The following is a 17928-nucleotide window of genomic DNA, read 5'->3' as shown; positions in this document are numbered from 1 at the left end:
ATCAGAAGGCCCGAGCCGCGGGCGGAACCTCCGTGATCGAGCCCGAAGACACGCAACCGGGCACGTGGCCGTGCGCGGCACACGGGGGGAGCGATGGCGATACGCTGGCACTGCGGCGACTGCGGCCGCGGCACGGGCAACACCGCCTTGGTGCGCGAGTCCGCATATCGATCGCTCTCCCACATCTGCAGGGTCGCATCTGGGGCGGGGCGGGCCAGCGAGTCGCCGGGCTGCAGGACGCGGCATGTCGGTCCCGCGACCCGGGAATAGGGGAGCCGTGGTGTGCGTTAAAGTCTGGTCAGAGAAGAACACCCGAAAAGAGAAGACTCAAGTGGCAACCGATTACGACGAAGTCCGGTCCGACGTCAAGGAATCACAGGACCGGTCCCTGGAGGCGTTGCAGTCCGCTAACGCACCGGATGCCCGCAGCGTCGTCCGTGAGCTGGACGAGTCCGACGCGCTGGATGAGGCCATGACCCCTGGCGGGGAGTTTGTCGCCGAGGAACTGACCGTTCAGGTCATTCCCCAGGCCGAGGACGAGTTCACCTGCTACTCCTGTTTCCTGGTCCGGCACCGGTCCCAGCTGGCGCGCGAAAAAGACGGCCACTCGTACTGCCTCGAGTGCGAAAGCTAGGACGCCCTCGCTCCAGATGACGGGACGCAACAGCGGCCTCAACAGCGTGACTTGATCCGCCCTACCGCAGTATTCGAAACGGAGAAGAGCGGAGCAGCAAGCGTGCGCGGAACGCGGCTGTCATTGCTGACTGGTTGGAACCAATGCGCCAAAAGCGTTGGCCGCATGAGGTTGGCGGTCATGAATATATTGATTAGGGACAGCGAAGTCACGGGGGTGACAGGATGGGCATGCCAGGGCTTTGTCATTTTCAGCAGACCATTGCACTGGTTGATTCAAAGCCTGCGGCACAGCTGACTTTAGGACGAGCCCCATAAGCTGGTCCGCAGGCATAATCCACGACAGAACGCTTTCTTCCAACGCCGGGGAGCTCAGCATGGACACCGAATTCGCTGATGTCATAGATCATGACGTCACCACCATCACCTGCGTATGCGGCAATACCGTCAGCAACGAGGGATTGATTCAGGCCAACTCACAAGGCATCCCCGTTCACATCGGCGGAAACGCGCCAGCGCCCGCAGGACTGGCTACGTGGCCTGACGACGAGGATCTCTACACCCTGTGTCCCTCATGCGGCCGCGTTTACCATGACGTGGTCATCGAAGAGACAGGGACCGCGCCCGTTGCTTTCCGAGTCGATATCACTGCTGGACCGATTGCAGAGGCGATCCGTGTCCACTGGGACCTCAACACGTAGTCCTGTGACCCTGTCCCACGTATGCCGGGGACCGGTGCGGGGGAACCCCCTCCACAGGGGAAGTTTGTGTACCTTGACGGCCGGCCTCGAGCTTGGCATCGTGGAAGTCGGATCGGGGAGGCGAGCACCATGCAAGAGAAGAGTTGGTCGGTGAACATCGTTATCGACGAACATGAAAACCAAACGCGGGCCACGGCACGATTGAGGGCCGAGAACCGGGCAGAACTGGAAGGTGTCGGGTTGGCCAGGCTGAATCCGATAGACTCCGATGTCCCGGAGATCGGGGACGAGTTGGCGACCGCACGCGCCCTGGCCGACTTGGCGCATCAGCTGATCGAAGTCACCGCGGCCGATATCGAGAAAATTACCAAAGAACCTCCGCATCTCCGCGCTTAGCCCTGCTTTGCTGAGCGCTGGTCCTGCTGGCCAGCTGGAATCCCCGTGATGAACTCGGCGACGCACCCGGCGATCCTGCTGACGACTGGGACATCGACCCCGCGATCGTGAACCGGCGCGGCGGCACAATCGCGTCGGCCTCGTTGGCGGTTCTCTCCTGTCAGGATCCCGGGCGAGTGGAGGTGGCCAAGCGACATTGCTGACGGCGTCGCCCGTATCCTTGATAGATGAGTGACATCGCGCATTCAACCGCCACATTTGATGGCCGCTTCGCCCGGGAGTTCAAGGAGATGGCCATTCCTTGGCGCGCGGAGGAAGCTCCCGACCCGCACCTTCTGGTGCTCAACGAGCGCCTCGCCACCGAGCTAGGTCTCGATCCGGCTTTTCTCCGGAGCCCTGAGGGTCTGCTTCTGCTGATCGGCAACGCCATCCCTGCGGAGGCCCGCCCGGTGGCGCAGGCCTACGCCGGCCACCAGTTTGGCTGGTACGCACCCCGTCTGGGCGACGGGCGCGCACTCCTGCTCGGCGAAATCGGCCACGCGGACGGGCAGCTCCGCGACATCCACCTCAAGGGATCAGGGCGCACGCCGTTTGCGCGAAACGGCGACGGCCAGGCAGTGGTCGGCCCTATGCTGCGCGAATATATCGTGAGTGAGTCGATGCACGCGCTGAATATCCCCACCACACGATCCCTCGCCGTCGTCGCGACGGGGCGTCCGGTGCAGCGCGAGACGCTCCTGCCAGGCGCCGTTCTTACCCGGGTTGCCAGCAGCCACCTGCGCGTGGGCAGCTTCCAGTACGCCCGGTCCACGGGCGACATCGGCCTTCTTCGCCGCCTCGCGGAATACGCAATTTCCCGTCACCACCGGGCCGCCGCGGAGGCCGAGAACCGTTATCTCGCACTATTCCAGGCGGTCATATCAGCCCAGGCTTCACTGGTGGCCCGGTGGATGCTCGTAGGGTTCGTTCACGGGGTCATGAATACCGACAACATGACGATTTCGGGTGAAACCCTCGACTACGGGCCGTGTGCCTTCATGGAAGGCTTTGACCCTGCCGCCGTCTACAGTTCGATCGACGAGACCGGACGCTACGCCTACCGCAATCAGCCGGTGGTGGCGGAGTGGAACCTTGCCCGGCTCGCGGAGTCCCTCCTGCCTCTGCTTCACGATGACCAGGAGCAGGCGGTGGACCTCGCGGTGGAAGCGCTCAGTGAGTTCCGCCTGCAGTACAGTGCGGCCTGGTCGGCAGGCATGAAGGCCAAGCTTGGGTTCCGTGAAGGGCCCGACGACGAAGTGACGTCGCCTCTTGTGGACGAACTTGTGGCCCTGATTCAGGAGTCACGGGCGGACTACACATCGTTCTTCCGGCACCTCGGCAAAGCCGCCCGCGGCCAGGCTGAACCTGCGCGGGGCCAGGTTCTGGACCCGGCAGGGTTCGATGCCTGGGTAAGGCGCTGGCGCGCCTTGGCGCCAGATGCTGACGCCATGGACGGAGTCAACCCCGTCTACATCCCGCGGAACCATCTGGTGGAGGAAGCCCTGACCGCCGCTACCGGCGGGAACACGGGTCCGCTGGAACGGTTGATGGACGCGGTAGCCTTACCCTTCGACGAGCGGCCCGGTCTCGAGCATTACGCCGCTGCCGCCCCGGAAAGCTTTGGCCCTTACCGGACCTTCTGCGGAACCTGAATGCTGAGGCAGGCAAATTACTCCAGTCCTCCCTTCCGGCAGACCCCATGGATGACCAGAGCTCAGGAGGCCCTGTGGCCCTACTCCAAGGGGACGCCAATAAATAGCATGGCGTCATGGAACAGCTGCAGGACACGGGTGCTGAAGAACCGCCGTTGTCTGCCACCACCGTTTTCGCCAGTCTCGCGGAGTTGAGGGACGCCCCTGGCTATAGCCCGGCAGCAATAGCCGAACGGCTAGTAAACTCGCTGGGCATGGATGCTGCGGCACCCCTGCTGGGCGTCGATGTGGAACTTCTGGATCGCTGGACATCGGGCCAGGATGCGCCGAATGCGGTTGGCCGGCTCCAGCTTGCGGACCTGGACGCCCTCATAGGGCACCTCCACTGTGCTTTCACGCCGGCCCAGGCCATGCTCTGGATGTGCAGCCCCAACGTGCAGCTTGGCTCCAGACCAATCGATGTTTACCGCACGCAGGGATCGGCGCCGGTGATCGGCGCCATCCGGGCCCATGTGCAGGAGGCCTTCGGCTGATCCGCTCACCAGATGGCGGGTGGGTACCCGGCCGGATCGTGGCTCGCTAGGCTTTGTCCATGGACGGGAGCGAGACATGACCCAACGGACCTACCCGCAGGGCGTTCCGTGTTGGATCGACACCGGGCAGCCTGACGTCGAGGCGGCCGCCGTGTTCTACGCCGGAATTTTTGGCTGGACGTTCGAGGACGCCATGCCGGCGGGAGCGCCGGGCCGTTACTTGATAGCAAAGCTCGACGGCCAGGACGTCGCTGGGGTGGCCAGCACTCAAGGTGCCGCGGCGTGGAGTACCTACGTATCCGTCGAGGACGCGGATGTCGCAGTGCAGCGACTGGTCGCTGCCGGCGCTGCGGTGCGAACGGCGCCTGCTGATGCGGGAGAGGGCGGCCGCAGTGCGGCGCTGACCGATCCGGAGGGCGCCGAGTTCCGCATCTGGCAGGCCAGGCGACGCTTCGGGGCACAAGTGGTCAATCAGCCAGGGGCCTGGAATTTCAGCGATCTCCACACGCCAACCCCCGGCGCGGCCATAAAGTTTTACGAGGACGCGTTCGGCTGGCAGGTCGACGACCTCGGCTTTGCGATGATGATCCGCAGGCCCGGTTATGGTGATCACCTTGAGGCGACAGTCGATCCGGGCATCAGGGCCAGACAGTCAGGGCTGGCCGCCCCGCCTGGCTTCGAGGATGCGATCGCCTGGATCGCGACCACCGCCCCCGCGGAACCGTCGCGCTGGCACGTCTCCTTCACCGTTGCCGACCGGGACCAGACGGTGGTTGATGCGGAGCGACTCGGCGCCCAAGTCCTTAGCCAAAACGACACCGAGTGGACGCGCACGGCACTGATCCGGGACCCCCAGGGAGCGGAGTTTACCGCCAGCCAGTTCACGCCCCCGTCGGGATGAGCGATCCTTGACGGCCGGCCGACTACTTCACGTCGTGGAGTGCTCCCGCACGCGCGCGAGCCATTCGACCACTAGGGCCTGCGTGAGGGCGGGCTGCTCGTGGAACAGAGCGTGGCCGGCGCGATCGAGTACAGCAAAGGTGGCGCGGGGGTAGTGCTCGGTCAGCTCCCACGGACCCGTGTGCCCGGCAGTTGCATCCTGTCGCCCTGCAAGTATTAAGACAGGATGAGGATAAGTAGTCGCCGCGTCCGGGCGATCCTGTAGCTCCCAGTTCGAAAAGATTCGCATCAGGCCCGATTCGTCAACGAGTGACGCTGCGGGAGCCACTAACTCCTGGAACCGGCTCAGCGTTTCAGACGTCTGCACCACGAAGTAGTTACGGTAAGAGGCCTCGAGCTCCGGGCCCAGTTCGCCGGTCGGGTCGGCCGCCGAAACAAGAACCTCGTGCTCAGGCACGTTGCCCGTATGCGCGCCCACCGGGCAGATTAACGCCAGTCCCACAACCTGCTCGGGTCGCCGATCGGCAATCGCACGGGCTAAGTACCCACCGTACGACTGGCCCATCACAAGCAACGGTTCGTCACCAATGGTGCTATCGATCAGGCCGAGCAGAATGTCCAGGACGTCATCGTTGCTCGTGATCGTCTCGGGCGCCGGGGTTCGGCCCATCCCCGGCAGGTCCGGATACAGCCGCCGAAAGCCGGGAACGTTGCAGAATATCGGTTCAAGAGCGCCGGCGATCTCGCGATGATCCACCCCCGCGCCGTGCAGGGCGAGAACCGGCGTGCCCCTGCCGTACTCGGCATATTGCACAGGCACTCCGCCGACCGTAGCTTCCATCCAGATAGTGTAGATCGCGCCGGCCCGCTAACCAGAGGGGTTTGAGAACATGGCGGGTACCGGTACAGAAGCGTCGGCGTCGAATGCCCAGGGACTGGCTACCCGCGCGTCGAATTTTTGCATGTTCGGGCCTTGCCCGGCTGACGGTCCTAGTCCGCTGCGAGGTCCGGCGGCACTTCGTTCACCATGAACTTCACGAACTCCGGCACCGCCGTGTGGGACACCGGTTCCAGCCATGCCAGTGACACGGTGACCGGTGGCGCGTCGACAAGCGGCCGGTACACCACCCCAGGGTGCTGGTAGGTTTCCGCAGTCGAGATGCCGCTGATGCCAATGCCACGGCCGGAGGAAATCGCGAGCAGCCAGTCGTCAGTATTGTCCGTGGCCACCGTGTGCTTCGGACGTATCCCCACCGGCCACAGGTCCAGCCTTGTGAGCCCGGTGAGCGTATTGACGACCACAACCTCGTGGGACAGGTCAGCCAGGCGCACCTCGTCGCGGCCGGCCAGTTCGTGGTCGGCAGGCAGGACAGCGAAGCGGGGCTCCTCGGCCAGTTCGCATTGCCGCATGCCGGCCGGGCCCCCGGCCACGGGTGTATCCCCCCGTATCAGGGCGACGTCGGCACGCCCGGAGGCCAGACCGCCGAACCGGTCATCCACGCGGTGCAATTCCACCGGCGTTCCAGGGTGCAGTTCGCGCCAGCGGCGTAGCAGGGGTCCAGTCCGGCGGCCGAGCGCGGACCACGGATACCCCAGCAGCATCGGCCGGACAGGTGTCCCTGCGGGGTCCAGTGCCGCGTCGAGGGCGGCGATCGCGGCGGCGGCGCGCGGACGCAGGGCCTCGCCGGCAGGGGTGATGGCGACGTGTTGGGTCGAGCGGTCAAACAGAGTGGCGCCAAGGTGTGCTTCCAGTTGCCGCAGCGTCCGGGACAGCGCTGGCTGGCTGACCCGCAACACGGCCGCAGCGGAACTGAATCCGCCCTCTTCGGCGATTGCCAGGAATGCCCTCAAGTGCCGCGCCTCAACGCTCATGCGTCTAGGTTATAACAGCAACTCAAATGGCATTTCCCGCCGCCTGCTGACTTTCCTAACGTTGGAACCATGCAAATGACGACTTCCCGGGCCTTGCCCGGCACGCCGGCCCCCGGTTACGCCCCGGCGACCGTGCTGGTGATGGCCGCGGTGCTATGCCAGCAGCTCGGTGCAGCGGTGGCTGTGCTCGTCTTTCCCGCAGCCGGGCCGTTAGGCATCGTGACGCTGCGCCTGGCGTTCTCGGCCATCATCCTTCTTGCTGTTGCCCGGCCTAGGCTGCACGGGCACAGTGGAAGGGCCTGGCGGGCTGCAATCGGGCTCGGAGTGACCATGGCAGCGATGAACTCACTGTTCTACGAAGCCATCGCACGGCTGCCCCTGGGCACGGCAGTCACCATCGAAGTGCTGGGCCCGCTGGTCCTATCCGTCGTGGCCAGCCGACGCGCCAAATCCATGCTGTGGGCGGCGCTGGCCTTCATCGGGGTCGCCCTGCTGGGACAGGAAGGGCTGGCCGATCTCGACGTCGCCGGTGTCTGCTTCGCCCTCGGTGCGGCGGCGTGCTGGGCCTTATTCATCCTGTGCAACGCCAGAACCGGAGCAACGTTCCCACGGCTCGGCGGCCTGGCCCTCGGAATGGCCGTCGGGGCGATCGTCTCGCTGCCTGGCGCGATGCTAACGGCGGGGACTGCCCTGTTGGAGCCGGCGATCCTTGGCCTTGGCCTCGGCGTCGCGCTGCTCTCGACGGCTGTCCCATACTCCTTCGAGCTCATGGCCCTGCGCCGAATCCCGGCCGCCACGTTCTCGGTGCTGACCTGCACGGCACCGGCCGTGGCGGCGCTGGCAGGCTTTGTGGTTCTCGGGCAGCAGTTCGGATATATCGACGTCATAGCGGTTGCCCTTGTAGTGGCTGCCAGCATAGGCGCCGTCCGGTCAGCAGGGCCGATCAAAGCTCCTGGGCCCGCCGAGACATGTTCACCGCAGCAGCATTCCGGCAAGGCGCCGGTTCGAAGGGACCGCGCGGACCAGAGAAAGGCCACACGGAAGGATCCCTAGACGGCGTCGGGCCGCTGGTCTCCCTTGTGGCTGCGCAGATTCTCCTGCACCTTGCCAAACAAGTCCTTGATGGTCGACTCCGTATTGGTGAGCATGTCCGGCTGGACGTAGACCTGTTGGGCGGGAGGCAGACTGAAGTGGGAAGGCAGGCCACCCGTGCCGTCCACTCCTGCAAGCGCGATGGTCACGCCGCCCTCCTTGCGCGCAATGGCGCCGATCCGGCCGAAGACCACGGTGAATTCGTCCGGCTGGAAGCTCACGGTCAGTCCGATATGTGTCCGGTTAAGGTCGCTTGCTGCGACGGCCTTCTCGTTACCGGTGCCCGCATAGCTCATGTCCATCTCCTGCGACAGTTGGTGGCGTTGTACGCGAGCAGTCTACGTCTGTGTCCGGAAGCCGGGTAGGGACCCGCCGGCTGCCCGATGCCGGGCGGGACCGTTCCTGGTGGAGAATGCGTTCATGACCAATGACGATCTTCGGCCCGTCTACTTCCTTTCGGACAGTACCGGCATCACCGCGGAAACGCTCGGCAACACCTTGTTGACGCAGTTCCCCGCTAATAACTTTGACCGCATTACGGTCCCCTTCATCACGACGGTCGAACAGGCCAAGACCGTGGTAGGTACCATCGACACGCTGGCCGCAACCGGCCCGCGGCCGATCGTCTTTTCCACGGCTGTCAGCAGCGACATCCGCCATGTCCTGGCGACGTGCCAGGGGATTATCGTGGATCTCATCGGGACCCATGTCGGACAGCTGGAGCAGGCCCTCGGCTCACTGGCCAGCGGGGAACCCGGCAGGGCCCACGGCCTCGGCAATGCCGAGCGGTATCAATCCCGGATGGCCGCCGTCGAGTACGCCATGGAGCACGACGACGGCCAGAGCCTGCGCGCGCTGGAAAAGGCCCAAGTCATCTTGGTGGCACCCTCCCGCTGCGGCAAAACACCCACCACCATGTACCTGGCGCTGCAACACGGAATCTTCGCCGCGAACTTCCCGCTGGTGGACGAGGACTTTGAGCGGGAGGGGCTCCCCAAGCCGCTGAGGCCTTTCGTTGAGAAATGTTTCGGTCTCTCCTCCAACCCCCTGCGCCTGAGCCAAATCCGCACCGAACGGCGCCGCGGCTCACCCTACGCGTCGCTGCGGCAGTGCGGCTTTGAGCTTCGCAGCGCCGAGCAGCTGTACGTCTCCCATAGGATTCCGTACCTGAATTCAGCCACGGTGTCCGTGGAGGAAATGGCCGCGACCATCTTGCAGCGGATGAATCTCAAGCATTAGGGAAAAGTTTCACAAACCCAGTGTGGCGCACGTCATATGGAAAGAGCGCTGGATACCTGTCAGTGTGGACAGGACTTGCGCCCAGCAACCGGCCATCGCCGCGAGCGGGGCGGCGCACTTGCGTGCCATCATCTGCAAAGGAGCAGTAACTATGACGACAGACATCCTGTGGTTCTCAGAACTCGGACTCAAGGACCTGGACCGGGTGGGCGGAAAGAACGCTTCCCTTGGTGAGATGGTGCAAAATCTGACCTCTGCCGGCGTCCAGGTTCCCGACGGCTTCGCCACCACCGCGGATGCCTACCGCAACTTCCTGGCAGATTCCGGCCTGGACCAGAAGATCGCCGACCGGCTGGTCGGCCTGGACACCGATGATGTCACCGCCCTGGCCGCGGCAGGGCAGGAAATTCGGGCCCTCATGCGCGAGACGCCCTTCCTGCCGGACTTTGAAGCGCAGATCCGGGACTCCTACCGGAAGCTGGTGGACAAGCACGGCGGTTCTGAGGACCTCTCCTGGGCCGTCCGTTCCAGCGCTACCGCGGAAGACCTTCCCGATGCCTCCTTTGCCGGGCAGCAGGAAACCTTCCTGAACGTCCGCGGCATCGAGAACATCCTGCTCGCCATCAAGGACGTGTTCGCGTCCCTCTACAACGACCGGGCCATCGCTTACCGCGTGCACCACAAGTTCGAGCACGCCGAGGTGGCGCTGTCGGCCGGCATCCAGCGCATGGTGCGATCGGACGTCGGGGCCTCCGGCGTCATGTTCACCATGGACACGGAGTCCGGGTTCCAGGATGCCGTGTTCGTCACGTCCTCCTACGGCCTGGGCGAGGCGGTCGTCCAGGGCGCCGTGAACCCGGACGAGTTTTACGTCTACAAGCCCGCGCTGCAGGCCGGCCGGCCCGCCATTCTCAAGCGCGGTCTGGGCGAGAAGGCCCTCCAGATGACCTACACGAGCAGCCGCGAGATCGGCCGCACCATTGACTTTGTGCCGGTTGAGGCCTCGTTGCGGAACCGCTTCAGCCTCAGCGACGACGACGTCGAGCAGCTCGCCCGGCACGCCGTCGCCATCGAGAACCACTATGGCCGCCCGATGGACATCGAATGGGGCAAGGACGGGATCGACGGCGGCCTGTACATTCTGCAGGCGCGCCCTGAGACCGTGCAGTCGCGCCGGGCCCCCGGCAGCCTGAGCCGCTTCCGCCTCAACGGAACCGGCCGGGTGCTGGTCGAGGGACGCGCCATCGGCCAGCGCATCGGCGCCGGCAGCGTCCGCATCCTCACGGCCATCGACCAGATGGCCGCCTTCAAGACCGGCGATGTCCTCGTCGCCGACATGACCGACCCGGACTGGGAACCGATCATGAAGCGTGCCTCCGCCATCGTGACCAACCGCGGCGGACGCACCTGCCACGCGGCCATCATTGCCCGGGAACTGGGGATTCCGGCCGTCGTCGGCACCGGGGACGCCACGGACGCCCTCTCCGACGGCCTCGACGTGACCGTCTCCTGCGCCGACGGCGAGACCGGCACCATCTACGAAGGGCTCCTGGACTTCAGCGTCGAGGAAACCGAGATCACCCAGCTGCCCGAGGCCCCCGTCAAGGTCATGATGAATGTCGGGACACCGGAGCAGGCGTTCACCTTCGCGCAGCTGCCCAACCACGGAGTGGGCCTGGCCCGGCTGGAATTCATCATCAACCGCCAGATCGGCATCCACCCCAAGGCACTGCTGAACCTGGACGAGCAGCCGGCAGACGTCGCCGCGGACATCCGTGAGCGGATTGCCGCGTACGACAGCCCGCGCGATTACTACATCAAGCGACTGGCCGAAGGCGTGGCCACCATCGCGGCGGCCTTCGCGCCGGAACCCGTGATTGTGCGCATGTCCGACTTCAAGTCCAACGAGTACGCCAACCTGATTGGCGGACCCGCCTACGAGCCGCACGAAGAGAACCCGATGCTCGGCTTCCGCGGGGCCTCACGGTACCTGGAGCCGTCCTTCCGGGACTGCTTCGACCTTGAGTGCGAAGCCCTGTCCTTCGTCCGCAACGAAATGGGGCTGACCAACGTCAAGCTGATGATCCCGTTCGTGCGGACCCTGGACGAGGCCCGCGGCGTCATCGAACTGTTGGCGGAAAACGGCCTCAATCGCGGCGAGAACGGGCTCGAGGTGATCATGATGTGTGAGATTCCGTCCAACGCGCTGCTCGCCGATGAGTTCCTGGACTACTTCGACGGATTCTCCATCGGCTCCAATGACATGACCCAGCTGGCCCTCGGCCTGGACCGGGATTCCGCGATTGTCTCCGGCGGCTTCGACGAACGCGACCCCGCCGTCAAGAAGCTCCTGAGTATGGCCATCAAGGCCTGCAGGGCGCGAGGCAAATATGTGGGCATCTGCGGCCAAGGTCCCAGCGACCACGAGGACTTCGCCGAGTGGCTGGTCGAGGAAGGCATCGATTCCGTCTCCTTGAACCCCGACACCGTGGTGGATACCTGGCTCCGGCTCGCCGGTGCGGCCGTCGGGGCAGGGGTCGGCGCCGAGGCGAACTGACAGCACGGCGCCGAGGAAAGGACAGCAGGACACCCGACGGGCAGCACGGTCTCGAATTCCGGACCGTGCTGCTGGGGCCGCATCGGCCGCTGGGCGGGGGAGCGCACACGTGGCATTAGGCCGCCTGGCTCCATTGGCCACAGTCAATGAAGTTTCGCGGCCTGTGTCGATTAACCCTCCCGTTGTTCGACCTGTGGGTGGGAAGGTCGGAGGGCGACCTTCCAAAACCTAGGAGATTGAAATGGCAAAGTACATGTTGATCATGCGCGGAACCGACGAGTCGTACGCCAATCTTGAGAAAGCCGACTTCAACGAAATCCTCGAGACCATGGGCAAATTCAACGACGAATTGATCCGCGCCGGAGTCCTGCTGGCAGCCGAGGGCCTGGATGATCCGAAAGAGGGCGTCGTGGTGGACTTTACCGGCGAAACCCCGGTGGTCACTGACGGACCCTACGGCGAAACCAAGGAACTGTTCGGCGGCTACTACATCCTCGATGTCGCATCCAAGCAGGAAGCCATCGAGTGGGCCAAACGGGCTCCCCTCACGGCGGGAACCAAGACCGAGATCCGCCGTGTGCCCGCCATCGACGAGTTCCCGCAGGACAACGAATGGATCCAGAAGGAACGCGCGTGGCGTGAGCAGACCGGCCAGCTCTGAACCGGCAGTGAGCAGCAACGAGGCAAGGGCCGCCGTCGAAGCGGTGTGGCGCATGGAGTCCGCCCGCGTCGTCGGCGCCCTTGCCCGCTATACGGGCGATTTCCTGTTGGCCGAGGACCTGGCACAGGAGGCGCTGGCCGAGGCCCTCGTGTCCTGGTCGGTGAACGGGATCCCCGCGGAGCCGGTGGGCTGGCTGCTGACCACCGGCCGGCGCCGAGCGGTGGACACCTTCCGGCGCCGTGCCGCCCGGGACGAAAAGTACGCCCTGCTGGCCCGCGACCTCTCCGAGGAGCTTCCGGGAGCCGATTCCCTGTTCGACCCCGACGCGATCGACGACGACGTGCTGGCGCTGATGTTTATCTCCTGCCATCCGGTGTTGTCCAGGGAAGCGCGGATCGCCTTGACGCTGCGCGTGGTGGGCGGCATGGGCACCGACGAGATCGCGAAGGCGTTTCTGGTTCCGGTGCCGACCATCCAGGCACGGATCACCCGGGCCAAGAAGACCCTGGCGGCCGCCCACATTCCGTTCGCCGTGCCAGAAACGCGCGACGTGCCAGAACGGCTGGGGTCGGTACTCCAAGTCGTGTACCTGATCTTCACGGAGGGTTCCTTCGCGTCCGGCGGTGACTCCTGGATGCGCACGGACCTGGCCGGCGAAGCGCGCCGCCTGGCCCGCGTGCTCACGCGGCTCACGCCGGAACCCGAAGTGTTCGGCCTGCTGGCCCTGATGGAACTGACAGCCGCGCGCTTCCCCGCGAGGCTCGATACGTCCGGCCGGCCGGTCCTCCTGGAGGACCAGGACCGACGGTTGTGGGACCAGTCGGCGATCCGGCGCGGCCGCGCCGCGCTGGCGAAGGCTGTGGCTGCCGGCCGCGGGCTCGGCGCATACGGGCTGCAGGCTTCGATCGCCGAATGCCACGCGGTGGCCCCGTCCGTTGCGGAAACGGACTGGCAGCGGATCGTCATCCTGTACGAGGCCCTGGGAAGGCTGGCGCCGTCGCCGGTCGTCGAACTGAACCGCGCCGTGGCCGTGGCCATGGCATCGGGCCCGGCGGCCGGGCTGGAACTGGTCGACGCGATCGCATCCCGGGGCGAACTCAACGGCTCGCACCTGCTGCCTGGGGTCAGGGGCGAGTTGCTGACACGGCTCGGCCGGCTTGGGGAGGCGGAGTCCGCCCTGCAGCAGGCGGTCGCACTGTGCACGAACGCGGCCGAACGCGCTGCGCTGGAACGAAAGATCGACGAGCTTGCCCGCCCGTAGTCCCGATGTGGGCATCTATTGACACCCCGATGTCGTGACTGCCATATTTCAAGTACGCGCTATGTGAATCGCGTTGTGTAATACGCAATTCACGAAGGCGTATGCGGGACGTGCCGTCACCCTCGAAGCCTAAAGCTTCGAGCGACGGGCAGAGGATTCCGAACCGCAACGAGTCGGCCAGACTGGCAACGCGTGTCCGTCGCCAAAGAGTCCCCCCGGGGACTCAGGAAAGGAACACAGGAACTATGGTTCACAAAGTAAGAGCGGTCATCGCCAAGGAAAAGAATGCCCCTGTTTCGGTCGAGAACATTCTCGTGCCGGATCCCGGACCCGGTGAGGCGCTCGTGGACATTCTGACCTGCGGCGTCTGCCACACTGACCTCCACTATAAGCAGGGCGGAATCACCGATGATTTCCCCATCCTGCTGGGCCATGAGGCCACCGGCGTGGTCAGCGCCGTCGGCCCAGACGTCACCGAAGTCGCCCCCGGGGACCGCGTGATCCTGAACTGGCGCGCCGTGTGCGGCGAATGCCGCGCCTGCGCCAAGGGGCAGCCGCAATACTGCTTCAACACCCACAATGCAACGCAGAAAATGACCCTTGAGGACGGCACGGAACTCTCGCCCGCGCTCGGCATCGGGGCCTTCGCCGAGAAGACGCTCGTCGCCGCCGGGCAGTGCACAAAGGTTGACGAGGACGCCGATCCCGCCGCCGTCGGGCTGCTCGGCTGCGGTGTGATGGCAGGCATCGGCGCCGCCATCAACACCGGTGAGGTCAAGCGCGGCGAATCCGTCGCCGTCATCGGCTGCGGCGGCGTGGGCATCGCCGCGATCGCCGGCGCGAAGCTGGCCGGCGCCACGACGATCATCGCGGTGGATATCGACGCCAACAAGGTGGAAATGGCCAAGTCCCTCGGTGCCACTCACGGCGTGGACTCCAGCAAGGAAGACCCGATCGAAGCCATCCGGGCGCTGACCGGCGGCAACGGTGCCGACGTCGTGATCGAGGCGGTGGGACGCCCCGAAACGTACAAGCAGGCGTTCTACGCCAGGGACCTCGCCGGTCGCGTGGTGCTGGTGGGCGTGCCGACGCCGGAGATGAAGCTTGAGCTGCCGCTGCTGGATGTCTTTGGCCGCGGCGGGTCCCTGAAGTCCTCCTGGTACGGCGACTGCCTGCCGTCCCGCGACTTCCCAATGCTCGTGGCGCAATACAAACTGGGCAATCTGGACCTGGACGCCTTCGTCACCGAGCGCATCACCATCGACCAGGTAGAAGAGGCCTTTGGCAAAATGCACGAGGGCAAGGTGCTGCGTTCCGTGGTTGAAATAGGCCCGGCCGTTGCCGGCGCGGACGGGGCGGCGTCCGCATGAGCGTCGTCATCGAGAACCTGGTCACCTCGGGCACGTTTTCGCTCGACGGCGGCACCTGGGACGTGGACAACAACGTCTGGATCGTGGGAAACGACGACGAATGCGTGATCATCGACTCCCCGCACGACGCGGAACCGATCATCCGCCAGGTCCGCGGCCGGAAGGTCCTGGCCATCCTGCTCACGCACGCGCACAACGACCACATCGGCGCGGCCCGGGCTGTGGCGGAGGCCGTGAAGGCACCGATCTACCTGCACCCCGACGACCTGGTGCTCTGGGAACAGGTCTATCCCGGCGTCAACCCGGACCGGTACCTCGCCGACGGCGACGTGTTCCAGGTGGGCGGGGCTACCCTGCGCGCCATCCACACCCCCGGCCACTCGCCGGGATCCACGTGCTTCCACCTCGAGGACGAAGGGACGGTCTTCACCGGCGACACCCTGTTCAACGGCGGCCCGGGCGCCACCGGCAGGTCCTACAGCGACTACCCGACCATCCTCACTTCCATCCGCGAACGGCTGCTGACGCTGCCTGCAACGACCGTGGTGCGCACCGGCCACGGGGACAGCACCACCATCGGGGCGGAGCGGGACACGCTGGCCAAGGTCAGCCAATGAAGGGCGTTCCCAAGCTCGGCCGGCAGCCCGCTCCCGTCGCGGACATCAACGAGGACGAGCTCGAAGTCCACGCACCGAAGAAGCAAGCCGCTGGCGTCAAGGCGGTGATGGTGGCGCTGGAGCGCGCCGTGGCCCAGGCCGGGGTATCCCGGACGGCCCAGTCGCTGCTGCGGCTGAACCAGCGCGGCGGGTTCGACTGCCCGGGCTGCGCGTGGCCGGAATCGGACAGGAAGCGCAAGACAGCCGAGTTCTGCGAGAACGGCGCCAAGGCGGTGGCCGAGGAAAACACCCTGCGTACCGTCGGGGCGGAGTTCTGGGCCCGGCATTCCATCGCCGAGCTGGCGGGGAAGACCGAATACTGGCTGGGTAACCAGGGCCGGCTCAGCGAGCCCGTGGTGATCCGCGAAGGGGAGACGCACTACTCGCCGATCTCCTGGGCCGACGCGTTCGACCTCATCGGCGAGCACATCCGGGCCAGCACGCCGGACCGCTGCGTCTTCTACACCTCGGGCCGCACGGCCAATGAGACCGCGTTCATGTACCAGCTGTTCGCGCGGGCCCTGGGCACCAACAACCTGCCGGACTGCTCCAACATGTGCCACGAATCTTCCGGCTCCGCGCTGAACCCCACCATCGGCATCGGCAAGGGCACCGTGTCCCTGGACGATATCCACGACTCGGAGCTCATCTTCGTCGTCGGGCAGAACCCCGGCACCAACCATCCCCGGATGCTGTCGGCGCTGAAGGAATGCAAGGACAACGGCGGGAAGGTGGTGGCGGTGAACCCGCTGCCCGAGGCCGGACTGTTCAACTTCAAGGATCCGCAGACCTTCTCCGGGGTGCTCGGAAACGGCACACCTCTGGCCGACGAGTACCTGCAGATCAAGGTCGGCGGGGACCTGGCCTTGTTCCAGGCCCTGGGCCACCTGCTGCTGGCGGAGGAAGAGCGGAACCCCGGCACCGTGGTGGACGCCGCGTTTATCGAGGCGCAGACGGACGGCTTCGACGCCTACCGAACCGCCCGCCGGGAGCTGGACTGGGCGGAGACCGAGCAGGCCACCGGCCTGGCCCGGGCCCAGATCGAGGACGTCGCCGGAATGCTCATCCGGTCCAAGGCCACAATCTTCTGCTGGGCCCTGGGCGTTACGCAGCAGCCGCACTCGGTGGACACCATCAAGGAAATGGTCAACGTCCTGCTCCTGCAGGGCAACTTCGGCAAACCCGGGGCCGGCGCCTGCCCGGTCCGCGGGCACTCCAACGTCCAGGGCGACAGGACCATGGGCATCTGGGAGAAGCCCAAGGAATGGCTGCTCGAAGCCCTGGACAAGGAATTCGGGATCACCTCACCGCGCGGCCACGGATTCGACGCCGTGGAGGCCATGGAGGCCTTCGAACGCAACGACGTGGATGTCTTTGTGTCCATGGGCGGCAACTTCTCCCTCGCGTGTTCGGACACGGAGACCTTGGAAGCCGGGATGCAGCGGATCGGGTTGACGGTGCACGTGTCCACCAAGCCGAACCGTTCGCACGTGGTGCACGGGCGCACCTCGCTCATCCTGCCCACCCTGGGCCGGACGGACAAGGACGACAAGCACGCCAACGGCGCCCAGTTCCTGTCCGTGGAGGACTCCATGTCCGTGGTCCACTCCACGCAGGGCCGGCTCCAGCCGGTATCCGAGCACCTGCTCGCCGAGCCGGTGATCATCGCCCGAATGGCCGACGCCACGTTCGGCGAGGACCATCCGGTCAACTGGAAGGCCATGGCCGGGGACTACGACGTGGTCCGGGACCACATCTCCCGCGTCATCCCGGGCTTCCAGGACTTCAACGCCCGGGTCCGGACCAGGAACGGCTTCGTGCTGCCCAACCCGCCGCGGGATACCCGGTCCTTCAAGACGGACATCGGCCGCGGCCGGTTCACGGTCAGCCCGCTGGAGTACCTGACTGCGCCGGACGGCCACCTGGTCCTCCAGACCATCCGCAGCCACGACCAGTACAACACCACGTTCTACGGCGTGGATGACCGCTACCGCGGGATCTCGGAGGGACGCCGGGTGATCCTGGTGCATCCGGAGGACCTGGCCGAACTCGGCTTCCGCGACCGGGACCTGGTGGACGTGGTGAGCACGTTCCGCGGACACGACCGGCAGGCGGACAAGTTCCGGCTGGTGGCCTACCCGACGGCCAAGGGCTGCGCCGCGGCCTATTTCCCGGAAGCCAACGCCCTGGTCCACAAGGAGAACGTGGCCAGGGAATCGAACACCCCCGGCTTCAAGGCGATGTTCGTCCGGTTCGTGCCGCATCCTGCGGAAGCTGAGGCCGCCGGCGTGCTCGGGGCGGCCACGGTGGGCTAGGCACTACCAGAGCGGCCCCGCTTCCCGGTTGGAATCCAGTCCGGGAGGCGG

The 17928-nt window shown here is 65.6% G+C and carries 17 protein-coding genes; 14 read left to right on the top strand and 3 right to left on the bottom strand.

Annotation, left to right across the window (positions count from 1 at the left end):
* The first annotated feature begins 331 nt into the window (after positions 1–331).
* The 6 genes from LQV16_RS06345 to LQV16_RS06320 all read left to right on the top strand — a co-directional run bounded on the left by LQV16_RS06345 (position 332) and on the right by LQV16_RS06320 (position 4855).
* Positions 332–634: a DUF4193 domain-containing protein gene (locus LQV16_RS06345; RefSeq protein WP_229993062.1), complete on the top strand. Its 303-nt coding sequence runs from the start codon at positions 332–334 to the stop codon at positions 632–634.
* A gap of 376 nt (positions 635–1010) precedes the next feature.
* Complete coding sequence (locus LQV16_RS06340; RefSeq protein ID WP_229993061.1) at positions 1011–1334, top strand: hypothetical protein; 324 nt, start codon at positions 1011–1013, stop codon at positions 1332–1334.
* Positions 1335–1484: 150 nt separating this feature from the next.
* On the top strand, positions 1485–1730 hold the full coding sequence (locus LQV16_RS06335) for a DUF1876 domain-containing protein (RefSeq protein WP_229993060.1): 246 nt from the start codon (positions 1485–1487) through the stop codon (positions 1728–1730).
* A gap of 227 nt (positions 1731–1957) precedes the next feature.
* Positions 1958–3421 carry a protein adenylyltransferase SelO gene (locus LQV16_RS06330; protein ID WP_229993059.1) on the top strand — a complete coding sequence of 488 codons (1464 nt, stop codon included), beginning with the start codon at positions 1958–1960 and terminating at the stop codon, positions 3419–3421.
* Between the two features lie 116 nt (positions 3422–3537).
* On the top strand, positions 3538–3954 hold the full coding sequence (locus LQV16_RS06325; protein ID WP_229993058.1) for a hypothetical protein: 417 nt from the start codon (positions 3538–3540) through the stop codon (positions 3952–3954).
* Positions 3955–4030: 76 nt separating this feature from the next.
* Entirely contained in the window at positions 4031–4855 is an 825-nt protein-coding gene (locus LQV16_RS06320; protein WP_229993057.1) for a VOC family protein, read from the top strand.
* A gap of 27 nt (positions 4856–4882) precedes the next feature.
* Here LQV16_RS06320 and LQV16_RS06315 read toward each other — a convergent pair whose 3' ends face one another.
* Positions 4883–5695, bottom strand: coding sequence for an alpha/beta hydrolase (locus LQV16_RS06315; RefSeq protein ID WP_229993056.1), 813 nt, complete (start codon positions 5693–5695; stop codon positions 4883–4885).
* A 149-nt stretch (positions 5696–5844) separates the two neighbouring features.
* Positions 5845–6726, bottom strand: a complete 882-nt coding sequence (locus LQV16_RS06310; RefSeq protein WP_229993055.1) for a LysR family transcriptional regulator — start codon at positions 6724–6726, stop codon at positions 5845–5847.
* A gap of 69 nt (positions 6727–6795) precedes the next feature.
* Here LQV16_RS06310 and LQV16_RS06305 point away from each other — a divergent pair, with 69 nt between their 5' ends.
* Entirely contained in the window at positions 6796–7779 is a 984-nt protein-coding gene (locus LQV16_RS06305) for an EamA family transporter (protein WP_356815702.1), read from the top strand.
* On the opposite strand, the gene LQV16_RS06300 is transcribed toward LQV16_RS06305, so the two are convergent.
* The gene (locus LQV16_RS06300) at positions 7776–8114 is read right to left on the bottom strand and encodes a hypothetical protein (protein ID WP_229993054.1); all 339 of its coding nucleotides are present in this window, start codon (positions 8112–8114) and stop codon (positions 7776–7778) included. The genes LQV16_RS06305 and LQV16_RS06300 overlap by 4 nt on opposite strands.
* Positions 8115–8238: 124 nt before the next feature.
* Here LQV16_RS06300 and LQV16_RS06295 point away from each other — a divergent pair, with 124 nt between their 5' ends.
* The 7 genes from LQV16_RS06295 (at position 8239) to LQV16_RS06265 (ending at position 17877) form a co-directional block, all read left to right on the top strand.
* Positions 8239–9057 carry a pyruvate, water dikinase regulatory protein gene (locus LQV16_RS06295; RefSeq protein WP_229993053.1) on the top strand — a complete coding sequence of 273 codons (819 nt, stop codon included), beginning with the start codon at positions 8239–8241 and terminating at the stop codon, positions 9055–9057.
* 151 nt (positions 9058–9208) lie between these two features.
* Positions 9209–11614 carry a phosphoenolpyruvate synthase gene (gene ppsA / locus LQV16_RS06290; protein ID WP_229993052.1) on the top strand — a complete coding sequence of 802 codons (2406 nt, stop codon included), beginning with the start codon at positions 9209–9211 and terminating at the stop codon, positions 11612–11614.
* A gap of 241 nt (positions 11615–11855) precedes the next feature.
* Entirely contained in the window at positions 11856–12275 is a 420-nt protein-coding gene (locus LQV16_RS06285) for a YciI family protein (protein WP_229993051.1), read from the top strand.
* 7 nt (positions 12276–12282) lie between these two features.
* Positions 12283–13536 (top strand): RNA polymerase sigma factor, encoded by a 1254-nt coding sequence (locus tag LQV16_RS06280; RefSeq protein ID WP_229993083.1) that lies wholly within the window; start codon positions 12283–12285, stop codon positions 13534–13536.
* Positions 13537–13781: 245 nt separating this feature from the next.
* The gene (locus LQV16_RS06275; RefSeq protein ID WP_229993050.1) at positions 13782–14906 is read left to right on the top strand and encodes an S-(hydroxymethyl)mycothiol dehydrogenase; all 1125 of its coding nucleotides are present in this window, start codon (positions 13782–13784) and stop codon (positions 14904–14906) included.
* Positions 14903–15523 (top strand): MBL fold metallo-hydrolase, encoded by a 621-nt coding sequence (locus LQV16_RS06270; protein ID WP_229993049.1) that lies wholly within the window; start codon positions 14903–14905, stop codon positions 15521–15523. Before LQV16_RS06275 ends, LQV16_RS06270 begins: the two co-directional genes overlap by 4 nt.
* Positions 15520–17877: an FdhF/YdeP family oxidoreductase gene (locus tag LQV16_RS06265; protein ID WP_229993048.1), complete on the top strand. Its 2358-nt coding sequence runs from the start codon at positions 15520–15522 to the stop codon at positions 17875–17877. The genes LQV16_RS06270 and LQV16_RS06265 overlap by 4 nt, the downstream gene beginning before the upstream one ends.
* Positions 17878–17928: the final 51 nt, after the last annotated feature.

The sequence above is a fragment of the Arthrobacter sp. Bi26 genome, assembly GCF_918697925.1.
In the GTDB taxonomy this organism is placed as follows: Bacteria; Actinomycetota; Actinomycetes; order Actinomycetales; family Micrococcaceae; genus Arthrobacter.
Note: the sequence above shows the minus strand (reverse complement) of the source record. Positions and strands in the feature narration are given on the sequence as shown.